At 40.1% G+C, this 17604-nt stretch carries 10 protein-coding genes; 2 read left to right on the forward strand and 8 right to left on the reverse strand.

What is annotated here, in order from left to right:
- From Q0791_RS15955 to Q0791_RS15975, 5 genes are all read right to left on the reverse strand, one after another.
- On the reverse strand, positions 1 to 1764 hold a 1764-nt coding region (locus Q0791_RS15955; RefSeq protein WP_299008502.1), incomplete at its 3' end, for a VWA domain-containing protein.
- Positions 1764 to 2798, reverse strand: a complete 1035-nt coding sequence (locus Q0791_RS15960) for a VWA domain-containing protein (protein ID WP_299008450.1) — start codon at positions 2796 to 2798, stop codon at positions 1764 to 1766. The genes Q0791_RS15955 and Q0791_RS15960, both read right to left, overlap by 1 nt.
- Positions 2792 to 3307, reverse strand: coding sequence for a DUF4381 domain-containing protein (locus Q0791_RS15965; protein ID WP_299008453.1), 516 nt, complete (start codon positions 3305 to 3307; stop codon positions 2792 to 2794). The genes Q0791_RS15960 and Q0791_RS15965 overlap by 7 nt, the downstream gene beginning before the upstream one ends.
- A complete protein-coding gene (locus tag Q0791_RS15970; RefSeq protein WP_299008456.1) occupies positions 3307 to 4281 on the reverse strand; it encodes a DUF58 domain-containing protein in 975 nt (324 codons plus the stop codon). The genes Q0791_RS15965 and Q0791_RS15970 overlap by 1 nt, the downstream gene beginning before the upstream one ends.
- A 14-nt stretch (positions 4282 to 4295) precedes the next feature.
- The gene (locus tag Q0791_RS15975; protein ID WP_299008458.1) at positions 4296 to 5252 is read right to left on the reverse strand and encodes a MoxR family ATPase; all 957 of its coding nucleotides are present in this window, start codon (positions 5250 to 5252) and stop codon (positions 4296 to 4298) included.
- Between the two features lie 227 nt (positions 5253 to 5479).
- Here Q0791_RS15975 and fadI point away from each other — a divergent pair, with 227 nt between their 5' ends.
- Positions 5480 to 6790 carry an acetyl-CoA C-acyltransferase FadI gene (gene fadI / locus Q0791_RS15980; protein WP_299008460.1) on the forward strand — a complete coding sequence of 437 codons (1311 nt, stop codon included), beginning with the start codon at positions 5480 to 5482 and terminating at the stop codon, positions 6788 to 6790.
- Positions 6791 to 6795: 5 nt separating this feature from the next.
- Positions 6796 to 8925, forward strand: a complete 2130-nt coding sequence (gene fadJ / locus Q0791_RS15985; RefSeq protein WP_299008462.1) for a fatty acid oxidation complex subunit alpha FadJ — start codon at positions 6796 to 6798, stop codon at positions 8923 to 8925.
- 511 nt (positions 8926 to 9436) lie between these two features.
- Here the strand turns inward: fadJ and Q0791_RS15990 are convergent.
- From Q0791_RS15990 to Q0791_RS16000, 3 genes are all read right to left on the reverse strand, one after another.
- Positions 9437 to 9616, reverse strand: coding sequence for a hypothetical protein (locus Q0791_RS15990; protein ID WP_299008464.1), 180 nt, complete (start codon positions 9614 to 9616; stop codon positions 9437 to 9439).
- A gap of 188 nt (positions 9617 to 9804) precedes the next feature.
- Positions 9805 to 14184 carry an EAL domain-containing protein gene (locus tag Q0791_RS15995; protein WP_299008465.1) on the reverse strand — a complete coding sequence of 1460 codons (4380 nt, stop codon included), beginning with the start codon at positions 14182 to 14184 and terminating at the stop codon, positions 9805 to 9807.
- Positions 14185 to 14501: 317 nt separating this feature from the next.
- Complete coding sequence (locus Q0791_RS16000) at positions 14502 to 17300, reverse strand: insulinase family protein (protein WP_299008466.1); 2799 nt, start codon at positions 17298 to 17300, stop codon at positions 14502 to 14504.
- Positions 17301 to 17604 lie beyond the last annotated feature (304 nt).

Raw genomic sequence — 17604 nt, forward strand, 5'->3', positions numbered from 1 at the left:
CTGACTTTGTTGGTCTTGCTGACTTTGTTGGTCTTGCTGACTTTGTTGGTCTTGCTGACTTTGTTGGTCTTGCTGACCTTGCTGACTTTGTTGGTCTTGCTGACTTTGTTGGTCTTGCTGACTTTGTTGGTCTTGCTGACCTTGCTGACCTTGCTGACCTTGCTGACCTTGCTGACCTTGCTGACCTTGCTGACTTTGTTGGTCTTGCTGACCTTGCTGACCTTGCTGACTTTGTTGGTCTTGCTGACCTTGCTGGTCCTGCTGACTTTGCTGGTCCTGCTGACTTTGCTGGTCTTGCTGACTTTGTTGGTCTTGCTGACTTTGTTGGTCTTGCTGACTTTGCTGGTCCTGTTGACTTTGCTGGTTCTGCTGATTTTGCTGGTCCTGCTGATTTTGCTGGTCCTGCTGTTTTTGTTGTTCTTGCTGTTTTTCAAGCTGTTCTGCTAAGGCCAAATTGGCTTTGATATCCTTATTATCAGGCGCTTTAGATAGTGCCTCTTGATAGGTTTTTTTAGCTTCGCTGTATTGGTTTAACTGCATGAGTGCATTGCCTTGATTATAGAATCCCATGGCAGTGTTATCTTTTTTGAACAATTCAAGTGCTTGATCATATTGCCCTTCTTTGTAGAGTGCACTGGCCTTCCATTGTTCATGTTCAAAGTCTTTCGCTGCTAAGCCATAGTCTTGGGCTTGGTAAGCTTGCATGCCTTGTTGATCGGCAGTTTGCCATAAATCATTCCAAGTGGCGGCTTCAACAGGCTTGATCTGATAGAAGCTAGTGAAAAAGAGTGCACAAATTAGGCCATAACGAAAACTCAATAAGGCTGGGAGTAACAGTAATAACGCAATGAAGGGGCCAAGATCTTGCCAAGTTTCGCCACTGACTTGCGTGGCTTTGGCTTCTTGAGTATGAGCTAACCATTGCTTTAATTGCGTAATATCTTGTCCATCGGCACGGGCGAGGATCAGAGTGCCATCACTGGCGTTGGCGAGTTTTTTGAGTAAATTGTCATCGGTTTTTGCAATGACAACATTGTCACTCTTATCTCTAAGCAGTTGTCCATCGGGTAATGAGATGGGGGCGCCTTGTTGTGTACCAAAAGCCAGAATGGCGAGACGATATTGAGTGCCAGCAAGTTGGGCTTTCGCGTCATTGAGCTGGTTGCGGTTAATGCCGTCAGTGAAGAGAATAATATCCCCTTTAACATGCCCAGCTTGGGTGAGTAAGGTCTTTGCTTTTAATAAGGCTTCTGTTACGTTTGAACCTCTGACTGGCATAATCGAGGGAGATAACGTGGGCAGTAAATTTAATAAGGTGGCATTGTCACGTGTTAATGGACTAATGGTAAAAGCTTCTCCTGAGTAGGCGATTAATGCCGTTTCTCCCTCAGAGACGGCATTGAGAAAGTCGGTAGCTTTATATTTAGCTTGTGACAATCGATTCGGTTTTAAATCTGTTGCATACATAGATAAAGACATATCCATGATCAGCACACGACCTTGATCGGTTTGAAATACGGGGAGTGCTTTTTTGGTTAAAGCAGGTCCCGAGAGCGCCAGCACAGCAATAAACCAAGTGAGACTTAAAATACTCAGCTGATGTTTTTGGCTAGCACCTGCGCCACTGATCAAGACTTTTGCTAAATGGGGAGAGATATAGCGTTCCCAGTGGGTGTTAATTTTATTATTTTTCCAAAGTAATAATAAAATAGCGAGTAAAGGTAAAAGTGCTAAAAACCATTCTGGGCGTAAAAAATGTAACATCACGACCTTCCTTCTTCAGTATTTTGTTGATTGGCTTCACTGTTTGCTCCTTGGCGAAAAGTAAAACTTTGAAACCAAGGTAAATAGCTGAGTGCTATCAAGATACTGACAAATAAAGCCATGCTTAATGGCCAATAGAATAATTCTGATTGTGGGCGATAAGTTAATTGATCGCGGCTAATAGGTTCTAATTTATCAATTTCTTGATAAATTTGTTGCAATTCTTGTGGGTTTCTCGCTCTAAAATAGCGACCCCCTGTAGTGTTGGCGATGGATTTTAGCTGAGTTTCGTCAAGATCCATTGAAGGGTTAACCCGCTCGGTGCCAAACAGGGTTCGCCGCTCCATGACATCGGCTCCGATCCCAACAGTGTATATTTTAACGCCTCTTTTGGCGGCGATAGCTGCGGCTTGTTCGGGACTGATACTGCCTGCATTATTTGAACCATCGGTAAGTAAGATCAGCACTCGGTTACTCTTATCGATATTATCAAAACGTTTTACTGCCAGCGCGATTGCCTCACCTATAGCGGTTTGTTTACCCACGAGGCCGATTTGTGCCTCAGTGAGAAATTGTGCGACACTGCGCCTGTCTAATGTCAGTGGTGATTGTAAATACGCATGATCGGCAAATAAGATAAGCCCAATACGATCGCCTTTTCGTCTTTCAATGAAGTTGCTTAGTACGTGCTGAACTAAGGTAAAACGATCGACGTTTTGTCCATTGATTTGCATGTCTTCAATTTGCATACTGCCGGATAAATCGACAGAGAGCATTAAATCCCGTCCTTTCGCGGGTAAATCAATGGGATCGCCCATCCATAATGGACGTGCGGCACTTAATACGAGTAATATCCAAATCAACCAATATCGTTTTCGAGTGAGGCTCTGTTTTATGCTTGATGATTGCAGTGACAGGGGGTCGATACCGGATAAATGTAGATGACCACCTTGTTCAGATGATTGCGACTTTTTTCGAATAATGAAAGGAAGTGGCAGTAAAATGAGTAGCCAAGGCCAAGCTAAGGTTAACATATTGGCTCCTTTGACGCTGAATGCATTTTTTCTTTTTGTGCGGTATCAATTTTGATCGGGAGGCTATTAACCAGCCATTTTTTCGCGACGGTTTTCAGTGTTAATTGCTCGGTGACACTTAAAGGCGCGGCTTGATATCGATTATCAAGTAATTGGCTTAGCTGAGGAATATCGCTTTGTTGCGTTAGCCAGTGGTACCAAGCTGTTCCTTCTAAGGAGGCGATTTGATGTCGAGGAACATAACTCATTGCGGCGCGTTTCAAAATACTATTGACTTGAATTGCAAAATATTCCTCTCCAGGTTGCAAAGCTGCTAATTGACTGAGTGCTTCACGTTTAGCGGCAGTGTATTTAAGGCGCTTGAGGGTGAATATACCGATAAGACACAATACAATGATGCTAATAACAATGACTATCCAGTATCCTATAGGAAGTGGCCAATGACCAATAGCCGTTGGAAGGTGAATATCTTTTAAACTGGCTAGTGCTGGATTAGGGGTTACTGACATTATCGAAATGCTCCTAGCTGTTCATTGAGCCGCAGTCCTGAATCGATTGAACGAGTGTCGATGTTAAGCTTATCCATCATGTCAAAAAAGTGTCTTTGAGTGCTTAATTGAGACGCTAGCCACTGATCGTAACCTTTTCTATCGAGTAATATTTTTTTGTTTCCTTCTATGACGGGTAGCTGAAATTGTTTAGGTAAAGTCAGCTTTCCTTGCCTGAGAGGATCGGTAATTAAAAAGGCACCCATATCACAATGTCGTTTCAGTTCAGATAAAGGGGCTAAGCAAGAGGGAGTAAAATGACTGCCATCGCTGATGATCCAAATTAAAGAACCCGGTTTAGCCAGTCGACGTAAGCGCTGACAAGCATGAAACATGTGATCAGGATCGCGCTCTTGAGTTGATAATTGCGAAAGCTGCTCACTGTGCACTTGTTTTAAATTAGAAACCAGTTGCAATATGCCTTGCTGGCGACTTCGAGGCTTAAGCTCAATATGAGCGTGTTCACTGGCAATTAACGCGCCGACTTTATCGCCATGATTAATGGCATTCCATGCCAGTGTGGTCGCTAAATGTGCGGCTTGCACTGATTGAAGCAATAAGCTGGAACCAAAATACAAGCTATGGCTTAAATCCAATAAGATGATGATGGGGCGCTCACGCTCTTCCACAAAGAGCTTAGTGTGAGTTTTGCCTGTACGAGCCGTCACGCGCCAATCAATGGTGCGCACATCATCGCCATTTTGATATTGCCTGACTTCAGCAAATTCCATCCCTCGGCCTTTAATGGCGCTGGCACGATGACCCGCTAAACTTGCTTTTGCTCGAGCACGTTTTTCCGGTAAGGCTTGCGCTAGCGTCTGGCAAGCCAATAACTCTTTGTCTGTTAGGTTGACGCCATTTGAAAACAGGGGCAACTTATTCTCTATGGGATGAGTATTGGCCGCATTGATGCGGGTTTTTTGAGGCTTCCTCATACTCTATTTCACCTCTAAGGGACTGCAACTTGAGATAAAATATGTTCTATAACACTGTCAGGTGTTACTCCTTCGGCTTGAGCTTGGTAGCTGAGCAGCAGTCTGTGTCTAAGTACATTAGGTGCAACCGCTTGAATATCCTCAGGAGAGACAAAGTCTCTTTCATACAAATAGGCTCTAGCACGTGCACATCGCTCAAGAGACAAACTGGTACGAGGGCTGACACCGTATTCTAGCCAACTGCTCAGTTGGCTACTGTAGGCTTCTGGTTGCCTCGTGGCCATAATAATATTCACTATGTATTGCTCTAAGGGTTCAGCGAGGTAAATTTCTAATGCTTGATCTCTTGCGGTGAAGATATCTTTTTGGCTGATTGGATTGGTATGGGGAATGTCGTGTTTAAGTGCCTCTTTACGAGACATTCGCATGATTTTAAGCTCTGTTTCTGCATCAGGGTAGTCGAGGTTTAAATGCATTAAAAATCGATCTAGCTGAGCTTCAGGAAGGGGATAGGTCCCTTCATTTTCAAGTGGGTTTTGTGTGGCCATTACCAAAAATAAATCCGGTAATGAATAGCTGTGTTTTCCCACTGTGACTTGACCTTCGGCCATGGCTTCTAACAGTGCAGATTGCACTTTGGCGGGGGCGCGGTTAATTTCATCTGCAAGAATGAGATTGTGAAAAATAGGGCCGGATTCAAATTCGAAATCACCGGTTTGAGCACGGTAAATATCGGTACCCGTTAGATCGGCGGGCAAAAGATCTGGAGTGAATTGTACACGATGAAAATCACCTTCTACCCCTTCACATAAGGCTTTGACTGCACGGGTTTTTGCCAATCCCGGTGGGCCTTCAACGAGTAAATGTCCGTCGGCAATCAAGGCGATGAGTAAATTTTCTGTGAGGCTAGGTTGTCCTAGAATGACACTATCCAAGTAAGCGCGTAATGCATGAAATTGACTTAAAGGCATGATGATACTCGTTTATTTTTCAAAATAATCCTTAATGCCCCTTATAATAAATAATTTTTCTAGGCTTTGGCTAGTGTTAAAAGATGAACAAGTGTTTAAAACTTATGGTTTAGAAGGTAGAATCAGAGTCCACTTTGATGGTCTGACCTGTTTCAAAGGTGAAATTTGGTTAAGCAAGGACATAAAATATCTAGATTTTTTAGATAAGATGAATAAGAGGGCGACAAATGAGTGATAGACAACAGGTAACAAATGCCAAAGGCGAGCGGATTGCAATTGTATCAGGCTTACGTACGCCTTTTGCAAAACAGGCAACCGCTTTTCATGGTGTTTCAGCGCTGGATATGGGGAAGATGGTTGTGAATGAACTCATCACTCGCTCTGATCTGGATCCAAAATTAATTGAACAACTTGTGTTCGGACAAGTGGTGCAAATGCCTAAGGCACCTAACATCGCAAGAGAGATTGTTTTAGGAACAGGTATGAATGTCCATACCGATGCTTATAGCGTGACGCGTGCCTGTGCGACCAGTTTCCAGTCTGCGATCAGTGTTGCTGAGTCGATTATGACGGGCAATATGGATATTGGTGTTGCTGGTGGTTCCGATTCTTCATCTGTATTGCCAATAGGGGTCTCGACTAAACTTGCCCATGCGCTGGTTGATTTGAATAAAGCACGGACTTTTAAGCAAAAACTGGCTATTTTTCGCCGTCTTGGACTGAAAGATTTATTACCTGTGCCTCCCGCTGTGGCTGAATACTCTACTGGTTTATCTATGGGGCAAACGGCTGAACAAATGGCTAAGACCTATAATATTAGTCGAGCGGATCAAGATGCATTAGCTCATCGTTCACATACTCTCGCCACACAAACATGGGATTCGGGCAAACTTAATGATGAAGTGATGACGGCTCATGTGCCTCCATATAAGCAATTTATTGAGCGTGATAACAATATTCGTACCAATTCTAAGCTGGCATCTTATGCCAAGTTACGTCCTGCATTTGATCGTAAACACGGTACAGTGACAGCGGCTAATAGTACTCCTTTAACCGATGGTGCCTCTGCTGTGTTATTGATGAGCGAAGGTCATGCAAAAGCCTTAGGCTATGACCCCTTAGGTTATATAAAAAGTTATGCTCATTGCGCCATTGATGTATGGCAGGACATGCTAATGGGTCCTTCTTATGCCACACCTATTGCGTTGAAAAGAGCGGGTATGGAACTTGAAGATTTGACCTTAATTGAAATGCATGAAGCCTTTGCGGCGCAATCACTTGCTAACATGCAAATGTTTGAGTCGAAAAAGTTTGCACAAGAAAAATTAGGTCGTAATCGTGCTATTGGTCAGATCGATATGGATAAATTTAATGTATTGGGGGGATCGCTTGCCTATGGTCATCCCTTCGCGGCAACGGGGACACGTTTGGTGACACAAGTTTGCCGCGAATTAAAAAGACGGGGCGGCGGAACAGGATTAGCAACAGCATGTGCGGCAGGGGGTTTAGGGACTGCCATGATAGTTGAAGTGGAGTAAGACTGATGACAAAAACATTTAATTTAACCCGCCGTGAAGATGGCATTGCCGTTTTAACCATGGATGTGCCGGGTGAAACAATGAACACCCTTAGAGCCGAGTTTGGCCCTGAAATTCGAGATGTGCTTAATGAAATCAAAAGCGATAGTCAAATTAAAGGCTTAGTGCTGGTGTCTGGAAAAAAAGATTCCTTTGTGGCGGGCGCCGATATTAGTATGCTCGATGCTTGCCGAACGGCTAAAGATGCGAAAATCGTATCCACAGAAGGCCATGTGGTTTTCAATGAGCTGGAAGGACTGAATATTCCTGTGGTGGCGGCAATACACGGTGTATGTTTAGGTGGTGGATTAGAGTTGGCACTGGCCTGTCATCAACGTGTTTGTAGTGATAGTAAAAAAACCTTAATGGGCCTTCCTGAAGTGCAGCTAGGTTTGTTGCCTGGTGGTGGAGGAACGCAAAGATTACCGAGATTAGTGGGTGTGGCGAAGTCGCTTGATTTGATGCTAACGGGTAAACAAGTCAGACCTAAACAAGCCCTTAAAATGGGGCTTGTAGACGATATGGTACCCAAGTCTATTTTGCTTGAAACAGCCGTGAACATGGCGCTCAAAGGCAAAAAACGGGCTAAAAAGAAAAAGCCATTAATGGAGCGTGTGTTAGAAGGCACCAGTGTTGGTCGTAATATCATTTTCGATCAAGCCGGCAAACAAGTGGCTAAGAAGACTCAAGGTAATTATCCTGCTCCAGCGAAAATTATTCATTGTGTTCGTCAAGGCATGGCAAAAGGATTAACGAAAGGATTAGCGGTTGAAGCCCAGTCATTTTCAGAGTTAGTGGTATCTCAAGAGTCGGCAGCATTACGCAGCCTCTTTTTTGCGACCACAGAGATGAAAAAAGAAACTGGTGCTGGGGATGTGCAACCTAAAGAGATTAAAAAGGCCATGGTGCTGGGTGGTGGGCTAATGGGGGGCGGGATTGCTTCTGTGACGTGCAGTAAAGCGAAAATACCTGTTCGCGTTAAAGATATCAATCAAAAAGGCTTAAGTAATGCTTTGTCTTATGCTTATAAATTATTGGATAAAGGCGTTAAAAGGCGCCATATGACGCCAGCTGTGCGTGATAATGTGATGGCATTGATGACCACGAGCACAGATTTTACTGGCGTTAAAAATGCCGATATTGTCGTTGAAGCGGTTTTTGAAGATTTAGCTCTTAAACATCAAATGGTGAAAGATATTGAACGTGAGTGTTCTGAGTCTACTATTTTTGCTTCAAATACGTCTTCATTACCCATCAGTCAGATTGCAGAGGCGGCGACGCGTCCTGAAAATGTTATTGGATTGCATTATTTCTCACCGGTCGAGAAAATGCCGCTGGTAGAAGTGATTGCTCACGCTAAAACCTCGCCAGAAACGATTGCGACGACAGTGGCTTTTGCCCGTAAACAAGGTAAGACACCCATTGTGGTTCAAGATGGTGCAGGTTTTTATGTGAATCGTATTTTAGCCTTATATATGAATGAAGCTGCAGCGTTGTTGCTGGAAGGCCAAAGTGTGGATCATTTAGATAAGGCGTTGGTTAAATTTGGTTTCCCTGTTGGGCCAATGACCTTGCTCGATGAAGTGGGTATTGATGTTGGTGCCAAAATATCGCCAATTTTGGAAGCAGAATTGGGAGAGCGATTTAAAGCGCCATCAGCCTTTGATGCTCTGATAGCGGACGATCGAAAAGGGCGTAAAAACCAGAAAGGTTTCTATTTATACAATAAAGCTAAGGCCAAGAAAAAGAAGAAAGAAGTGGATGGGAGTGTTTATCAGGTATTGGGTTTAACGCCTGGGACGAATGCGAGTATAGATGAAATAGCTCAGCGTTGTGTGGTGCAAATGCTCAATGAAGCCGTACGTTGTTTAGAAGAGAAGATTATTGCTTGCCCAAGAGATGGTGATATTGGCGCTATTTTTGGTATTGGTTTCCCGCCATTCCTCGGTGGACCTTTCCGCTATATCGATACATTAGGGGCAGGCAAGTTAGTGTCTATTCTCAATGATTACAAAACGCAATTTGGATCGCGTTTTGAGCCTTGTCAAATGCTGGTGGATATGGCCGAAAATAAAAGCCGTTTTTTTGAGCTGTAATCCTTTATTGAAAATCCTAAAATGATGACTCAAAGCGGCGCAAATGCGTCGCTTTTTTTGTTCGTTTAGCGAAGTTGGCAAACTCACCAGATTGCAAGAAACTTGAATTGCCGTGACTAAGGTGAAAAGTCATTTTAATCGCAAGGGCGTTGCTGGCCAACGTCAGTATTTTTGACGCTGATTAAATATAATTTTGCTTACTTGTAAGTAAATGGTCAGTTAATTGACATTAATCCATTTTATTATTAATCCATTTTATTATTAATCAATACATGAAATGACTACATCGTTAGGTTATTACTGAAAACCTATATTGACTACATTTTATTATATATTCAACATAGTGAATATATAATAAAATGTGGTCGCTGAATGAAAAAGATTTTAATTGTTTTGATAAGATTTAAGAATAAATATGACTGTATAAGAAATGTATCTTATACAGTCAATATGTAGCAATGAGACAATGTGAAAATAGCCTATATTGATATATTGAAGTATTAAATTTCAATCAAAAAACAACAATTGGGAATTGGCTGATAATAGGATGTTCACATTGCTCATGGTTGTCAGTATGATTATCGACTTTGTTTGCAGCGTTTTGTAAATTTGTTGATGAAAAGGCAGCTGATGAAAAGCTAACAATTGCGATTATAGCCTTGACTTGAATGACTTTAACTAATGTGTTCATTTGATATCCCTAATGTATTTATAATAGCGTTATATTTTTTATTGACGTTTTGTAACAGATATAAACTAAGCATATGCTATGCCATTTTTCACATTGTTGTTAAAAATTGTTTTTGAACTTGTATTTTTTGTGTTCATTATATTCTTCATCGTTTATATATTCTGCTTTACGTAATTGTATTAGGAACATTATTTTACCCCTTTAGAGTAACTGTGTATGTTGAGATGATCCATTATATTGCTTTGCCCAGTGATATGCGGATTTTCAACTTTTAATCTTTGAGTATATTGGGCTAAAGGCATAGGTTTATCGTAAATATAGCCTTGAATGTATTCACACTTTAGCGCTTTTAAAATACTCAGCTGTGAACTGTGCTCTACTCCTTCGGCGACGACAGACAGCCCCATGTTATGGGCCATAGTGATGATTGAGTCGACCATTTTTAGGTCTTTATCTGATTTATCAATATCATCAATAAAGGCTTTGTCGATTTTTAAGGTATGAATAGGAAAGCGCTTTAAGTATGACAAAGACGAGTAACCCGTACCAAAATCATCCAGCGCTAAGCTTATTCCCATTTTATTTAATTGCTCCATGACGTTAATGGCTGCTTCAGGATCATGGATCACTGTGCCTTCGGTGATCTCTAGTTCCAGATTCATGGCTGGCAGCTGCGTTAAACGTAAAATAGAGGCGATGCGCTGCTGAAGATCTGGCAAAGTAAATTGTTTCGAGGACAGGTTCACTGCCACTCGGCCATTAAACAAGCCTTGAATTCGCCATTGCTGAGCAGCAAAACAGGCTTTTTTTAGTACTAGCTCGCCTATGTCTATGATTAAGCCATTTTCTTCGGCAAGGGGAATAAAATCAAGGGGAGAAATCAGGCCGTGCTCTGGGTGATTAAGGCGAACAAGGGCTTCCATGCCAATGATTTTGCCTGTTGAGAGTTTTATTTTAGGTTGGTAGTAAACCTCAAAGAGATCTTTTCTTAACCCTTCCCGTATTAAGGTTTCGACTTCTAAACGGCGCATCGCATTGCGGTTTAACGCTTCTGAGTAAAATTGATAGCGATTACCGCCAGCTGATTTAGCATGATACATGGCAATATCGGCTTTACGTAATAATGCTTGCTCATTTTGGTCGTCTTCTGGATACAAGACAATGCCAATGCTGAGGCCAACAACCACGGCTTCATTGTTCAGTTCAAAGGGAGCATTAAAGCTTTCGATGACATTTTTAGCTATGATGGCACTGGAGCCTATATCTGGGTTGTTATCCACTAGAATGGCAAATTCATCGCCGCCGAGGCGATAAATGCCTGTTTGGTAAGGCACAGAATCTTTGATGCGTTTACTGACCATGACCAGAAGTTGATCTCCCACTTGATGGCCCATAGAGTCGTTAATTTTTTTAAAATTATCGAGATCTAACACCATTAGAGTATGGTGAGAATCGCGTTTGACTAAGTTGCCTAAGGTGACCATTAAATTAGAGCGGTTCGGCAAGTGGGTTAAGGCGTCATTGTTAGTGAGTTGCCTGAGCTCTTCTTCTTGCTGCTTACGTCTGGAGATATCTGAAAAAATGCCGACATAATGGGACAGTTGGTTTTGTTCATCGTAAATGGCATCGATGCTCAATGCCATTAAAAATATTTCTTTATTGTGGCGACTGGTTTCAATTTCACTGCTCCAGCGGCCTTGCTGTTGTAAAATATTGCGAATTTGTTTTGAAAAACTTTTTGGATACCGATCAAAGGTGAGGATCTTACCTAAAAACGCTTCTTTTGAGTGCATTAACAACTGACAACATGCTTGGTTGACTTCTACAAAGGTGAAGTTTTCATCTAATATAAACATGCCCTCGGAGATGTTTTGAATGGCTCGTTCAAATAACCTGAGTTGTTCTTCAGTTTGTTTAAAATGACTGATATTTTTGATGGTTCCAGTCATGCGCAAAGCTTGCTTATCATCGTCACGTTCTACCACTTTGGCCCTGTCTAAGATCCAAATCCAATTGTCTTTTGTTCCTTGCACGCGATAAGCCGCTTCAAAGTGGGTGGTTTTTCCTTTAAGGTGGGCACTGAGGGCCTCAGCAACTCTGATTAAATCCATGGGGTGAATGTTACTGGCCTTATCGTTTTGGTTCATTCTCTTGCCATCTCTTGGAAAGGCCAGATCCCCCCAAATATTGGAGCGATATATTTTATCGGCTTTGATATCCCAGTCCCACATTTCATCGCCGCTGCCCCAAAGTGATAGTTTTAATCGCTCTTCACTTTTTACTATACGTTGCTGTATTTCTCGTCTGCGAATGGCCGTTTTGATAATGAGCAGTGATAAAAAGAGTGCCGTTAGACAATAAAGGACTTTGGCTTTATTGCTAAGCCACCAAGGAGGGGTGATATCTATGCCCATTTTACGTATTGGGCCTGGTGTGCCGCTAATGGGATCGATAGCATAAACATTAAAGGTATAGTGTCCAGGTGATAAATTGGTGTAAGTGGCGGCAAGATTTCCTTGGGTGGAAATCCAATTATCCGATAGCCCTTGCATTTGATAGACATACTCTATGTTTTGATAAGCGCTGCCAGGGCTATTAAATTCGAATGTAAAAGGATAGTCGGAATGTTTCAAAGTGATATTATTTGTACTATTTAGTGTATTATTTAGAACTCCGCCGCCAACTTTCTCTTTAATGTTTAAAATTGAAAAATCGGTAAAGTCTGTTTTTATGGGTTGGCTATTATTTATGTAGGTTTCGATTTCTTTGGGAGATATTAGACTAATGCCTTCGATACCACCGAGCAGTAAGTGATTATTGAAATTTAGAATCGCTTGTGAATTATATTCATTTTGGCTGCCATTTTCATGGGAGAGTGTATAGCTTTTTTGCGTTTCAGTATTAAAAAATATGACTTCTTGCATAGAGGTAGCGACAATATTCTGTTCTACTTTTTTAATTGCATATATTGACTTGTTATTGCTGAAGACTTTTTTTATTTTCCCAGTGAGTTTATTGTATTTGAGAAGAGATGTTCGAGTGCCGAAATAAATACTGTTGTTATCTTTACTGATGCTGGTTGCCATATCAGATGAAAAGACTTTTTTGACCTGATAGTCATCTTTTGTTATTGACAATCTGAATAACCCTCCTTGAGTCGCAACCCATAAAATATTATTATCGTGCATTATTTGATAAACTGGGCTTTTGTTATCTATAGTTATTTTTATTACTTTATTTTTTTTGAAAAAGATAACCTTGCCATCGGCACTACCAGCATAGAAAGTATTTTTTTCATCTCCAGCGGTTACAGTTGTATATTTACCCTCAATTAATTTGTTAGTGTTATTATTTTCTCTATTGAGTTCATATAATCCAGATAACGTTGCTATTAGTGTTTTGTCATTGATTGAAACAATTGATTTGTAGCCATAAAGTTCTGTTTTGTGACTTGATATTTTTTGCATTTTATAATTGTAAATGTTAATATCTGGGCTATCTGTTGCCACAATAATATGCTCGTTATTATCTTGAGTAATGGACCATATATTTATTTTTTCTTTTAATAATGTAGATATTATATTTTTATAGATGTTTAAAGAGATAAAACCTTTATTGTTTGAAGTGATAAATATTCCATTTTTTGATGTTATTATTTCTGGGTTTTTAAGGTTGTTAGGTACATCAGTTAATTCACCAATTCTGTAATGGTTTAAATTATCATCTATTTTGAAAATGTTTTTTCCAGTTATCCCTATAAAGAAATTATCTATTTTTACTATAGTATCATTATGATAAATATAACTTAATTTGTTTTTATTAGTATTTTCAATACTAAATACGCCTGTTTTTTTTAAAATAACAGGTTGGGACTTAAATAAGTCAATGTCGATACTATCCTGAGCAACTTTTTTATTTTGGGTATTGGTCACTTTGATGACATCACCATTATGGTTTCTGACCAGTAATCCTTGATTTATTGGAAGGACTTTTTCAATACGATTGAATAACTTATTTTGTGGAAGGCTTTTTATTGTTTTGAGGTCGAAATCGATGGTAAATATATCATGTCTCGTACCGATAAGTAATTTATCACCATGGCCTTGAATGGACCAAATTTCTGCATTTTCTAATTCAGAATGGGTAAATAATGGTTCAAAGTTATCTAACTCTGGATGATAGAGAGATAAGCCTTTGTCCGTTCCCACAAATAACCTGTCTAGTTGATCGATAAATAAGCTTTTTATGACAGAACTTTGCAAGTTGGTTACTTCATTTGAAGTATGCGTATTGGTTGCATGCTCATCTTTTGCAAAGTAATGTTTGAAGTTCTTACCATCAAATCGATTTAGGCCGTTTAAGGTACCTATCCAAAGATACCCGTCTTTATCTTCAACCATAGAGGAAATAATGCTTTGTGAGAGGCCTTCGGGAACGCTATAAACCTTAGAATTGAGCACAACAGGGACAGGCTTTTCTAACATGGCATAAGCTTGTCCTGAGGCTAGGATCACAAGTAAAAAGGATAAAAAAATATTAACATAGGTATTTTTTAAAGCATTCGTCATAGTACGGCTGTTATCTATTAGGTTGAATGAAATAATAAAATCAATATTGAGTTTGGTTAACTTTTCCAGAAAGTGATGAACTTGTCAAAATTATTGAAATTTTATTAGCTTTGAGGCTCAAATTTAGTGGATATTTGACTCAATCAATCACTTATAGACAGATATTATGACTTTTAAATGGAATTAAAATAGTTGTAAATTGGTGTTTTAAACTAAATTTTTTGTGTTTTACGAGATATTTATCTTTTGTTGTTTATGGCTAATATAAGGGGATCAAAGGTTGCTATCTTGTTTAAAATTTAATGCGCAAAGGCGCATTAATCACGACTAAGTGTATGGGTATTTTGTTTAAATAGGCGTAAATCTTCTATCATATTGCTTGTTTTTAATGGGGGGAGATCTTGATGTGATTTGCCTGTATTGAAAAGAACCAGTCTATCGGCATGTTGGGTGCGCATTTTTGTCATGATGAATTTAATGAGCGTTGCGCGAGTAATGTCAGTGATAAAATTGGCGACTTTTTCCCTTTGATTAAAAAGATAATCTTGATTGGCTATACTGGCCCAATATCGTTGGCTGCGAGTTTTTAGGTTTGTATCTTGTTCTAACAATTGTTTGATGAGCCCTTGTTTGGTTTTGTCCCAATCTTCTTGAGTAATTTGCATTATGGCATAGGTAAAATCGGCGATGAATTGATCGATGGCTTCTAGCAGTTGTAATGGACTTCTAGTGGGGGATTGAATATAAAAAATCATTCCAGGGTAGCGGTTAAGGGGTAAGTATCCAGTACCTAACATATAGCCGAGTTGGCGTTGGGTACGTAGCTCATGGAAAAAAGAAGAGGACATAGTATGATTTAATAAACTAAACAATCCCATGGTGTTGATATTGGTCACCGCCGATTGGTAATAAACAATAATACTGCTATCTTGATGGGAAGTAATACACTCTCTCATTAAGGTGTTATGGTGGCTTAAATCGATAATTTCTCTTGCACTGCTGTCACTGGGAGAAGATACTAAAGATAAAATATGGTTTAACCTTTTTGCTAATGAATGGACTTCACTGATCAACCAGTCACCATAAACTAGGCCTTCTAAATGGACTTTTTCATAAAATAATCGTACATGTTCATGGAGATCTTTCAAGGTAATATTGTCGAGAAACTCTGCCATTCTAGCAGGTTCAAAGCTTCGCTTTTGTAATGTCACCGTCAAACTGGTAAACAATTGAGAAATAGGCTTAGATTGACTATGGTTATGCCAGTTTCGAAGTATTTGCTGTTTAATGATATCAAATCTTGCCTGTGTAAAATTGCGTTCTCGCGCTTTATTAATGATTAGCGCAAGAAGGGTTTCTTGTTTTCCTGTAAAGCCCGTCAAATGTAGCGTGATGCCTCCTTGATGAGGATAAATATTGTAACTTAACCCTGCAACTTCTGCTGGGTAGGTATATTCGGTTAAAAAATCTAATAACATTTCAACATAGAGTCGAGTTAAGGCTGCGTGACGAGGGCTTGCTGCTGCCTGAGCTGAGTCTAAAGATAAGTAAAGATGGCCTTTAGGGACATTAAACTCATCGTCTTTTTTATGCCAAATACGGTAACCTTCTCCTTGTGCAACGATAACGGGGATTTTAGTGTGGCTTTTTTGTGTTCTAGGGCCTTTATCGACTGAAATAAAAGGATTGGGAGTGGGAAGCGTCAGAGCGTTTCGAATAACTTCTCGATTCCATTGTGCTAATCGCTGTGATGCAATAGGCGTCATTTGATAATGGGAATGGTACCACTTTGCTTGAGTATCGGTGTTTACATCTTGTGCTATCACTTGCAGCCTGATATTGGAAGGGCACATGAGATCCAGCAACTCACGGGTTGCCTTTAGTGGAAGCTTATCCATTCGATAGTCACCAAAGATGATATCTTTCACTGGATAATGATGCATATTAATGCTCAAATGGCTAGCAAGATCCAGTGGTTTACTGGGCTCTTGATATTTAAAGGCTTGCATTAATAGTTGTGCCCTTTCTTGATAACGCCAGTTTTCTAACCCATGATTTTTGATTAATTGAATATACTCAAAGCAGGTAGTAATGATATCGTCTAAGTGTTGATATCCTTTTTGGGTGAGTTGAATATTGATATTGTAATCTTTGTAATTGTACCCATGGATCCCGCCACCTGCAGATAAGCTTATTGCTAACCCTTCTGATTTTAAATAGGACAATAAACTTCCTTTCCCTTCATAACCGAGTAAATGGCTAATAAAAGTCAGGGGCTTATACTGATATAGTGTATCGACAGCGGGTAAGCTAAAACAAATCCCAAGTCTTCTTTGTTGTTTTAAAGGGCGAATATTAATTTGTTGGCCAAGTTCAGTTGAATGGTAAAGGGGAGTATTAGGGTAATGTTTAGTGAGTTGATGATTGGGGATGTCACTAAAATAGTGTGTTGCAAGATGGGTGAGTCTTGCTATTGATAGCGGGGCCACTAAGCATAATGTCATTAAATTAGCGCTATAATGTTGTTGATAAAACGCGACTAATTCAGCTTGCAGTATAGAAGGTTCCCCTCCAAGAGTTTCGAGGTTACCCACTGAGAATTTTGAAAAAGGATGGCCGCTATTTACCGTCTCTTTGTGGACTTGGTAAATTCGACGCACATCATCTTTTAATTTTAAACTAAACTCTGATTCAATGGCATGTCTTTCTTTGTCCACCCATTCTGGATTAAAGAGTGGGTTGATAAAAAATTGGCTAAATCTATCGAGTGAGTCTTCATAAGCATCTATGTGTATGTCGTAGAAAAAGTTGGTGTGCTCTGTGCCAGTCCAAGCATTATTACTGCCACCATGTTGATTAATGAATTGATGATACTCACCAGATTGTGGGTATTTATGAGTGCCAAGAAAGAGCATGTGCTCAAGAAAATGCGCCATACCGGGGCGAGTTGCCGGATCGTCAAAATGTCCGACGTTTACAGCCATTGAAGCGGCTGCTATTTTGCTTTTATTATCTTCAACTAATAAAACCGATAACCCATTATCTAATGTGAGATATTGATACTGTCTATGATCATTCGGGCTTTTTATTATGGTTTGAGTTAAAGGATCAGGCAAAATCATTCTCCAGTATTGGCCGGGGCCTGTTGAACTTTGGTGGTTAAATTATGTCCCAGATAAACGTGTTTTAATCGCGACGGGAGGAATGACGCCTAGCGATCTAAGCCCTCTTTCTTTAATTCCAACAAAGAGTAAAACACGTTTAGTGAATCCCACAAACTGTTGCAGAAACCATCACCAAAGATCAACAGACCCTAGAGGTGCGATCAAAATAATAAAAATCATTAAATACCATAAGTTAAACACTTATAGTATTGCGATGCAATATCCAGAAGCCATAAATACATTACTTGATTAGGGT

It is taken from the genome of uncultured Shewanella sp. (assembly GCF_947495455.1).
GTDB lineage: Bacteria > Pseudomonadota > Gammaproteobacteria > Enterobacterales > Shewanellaceae > Shewanella.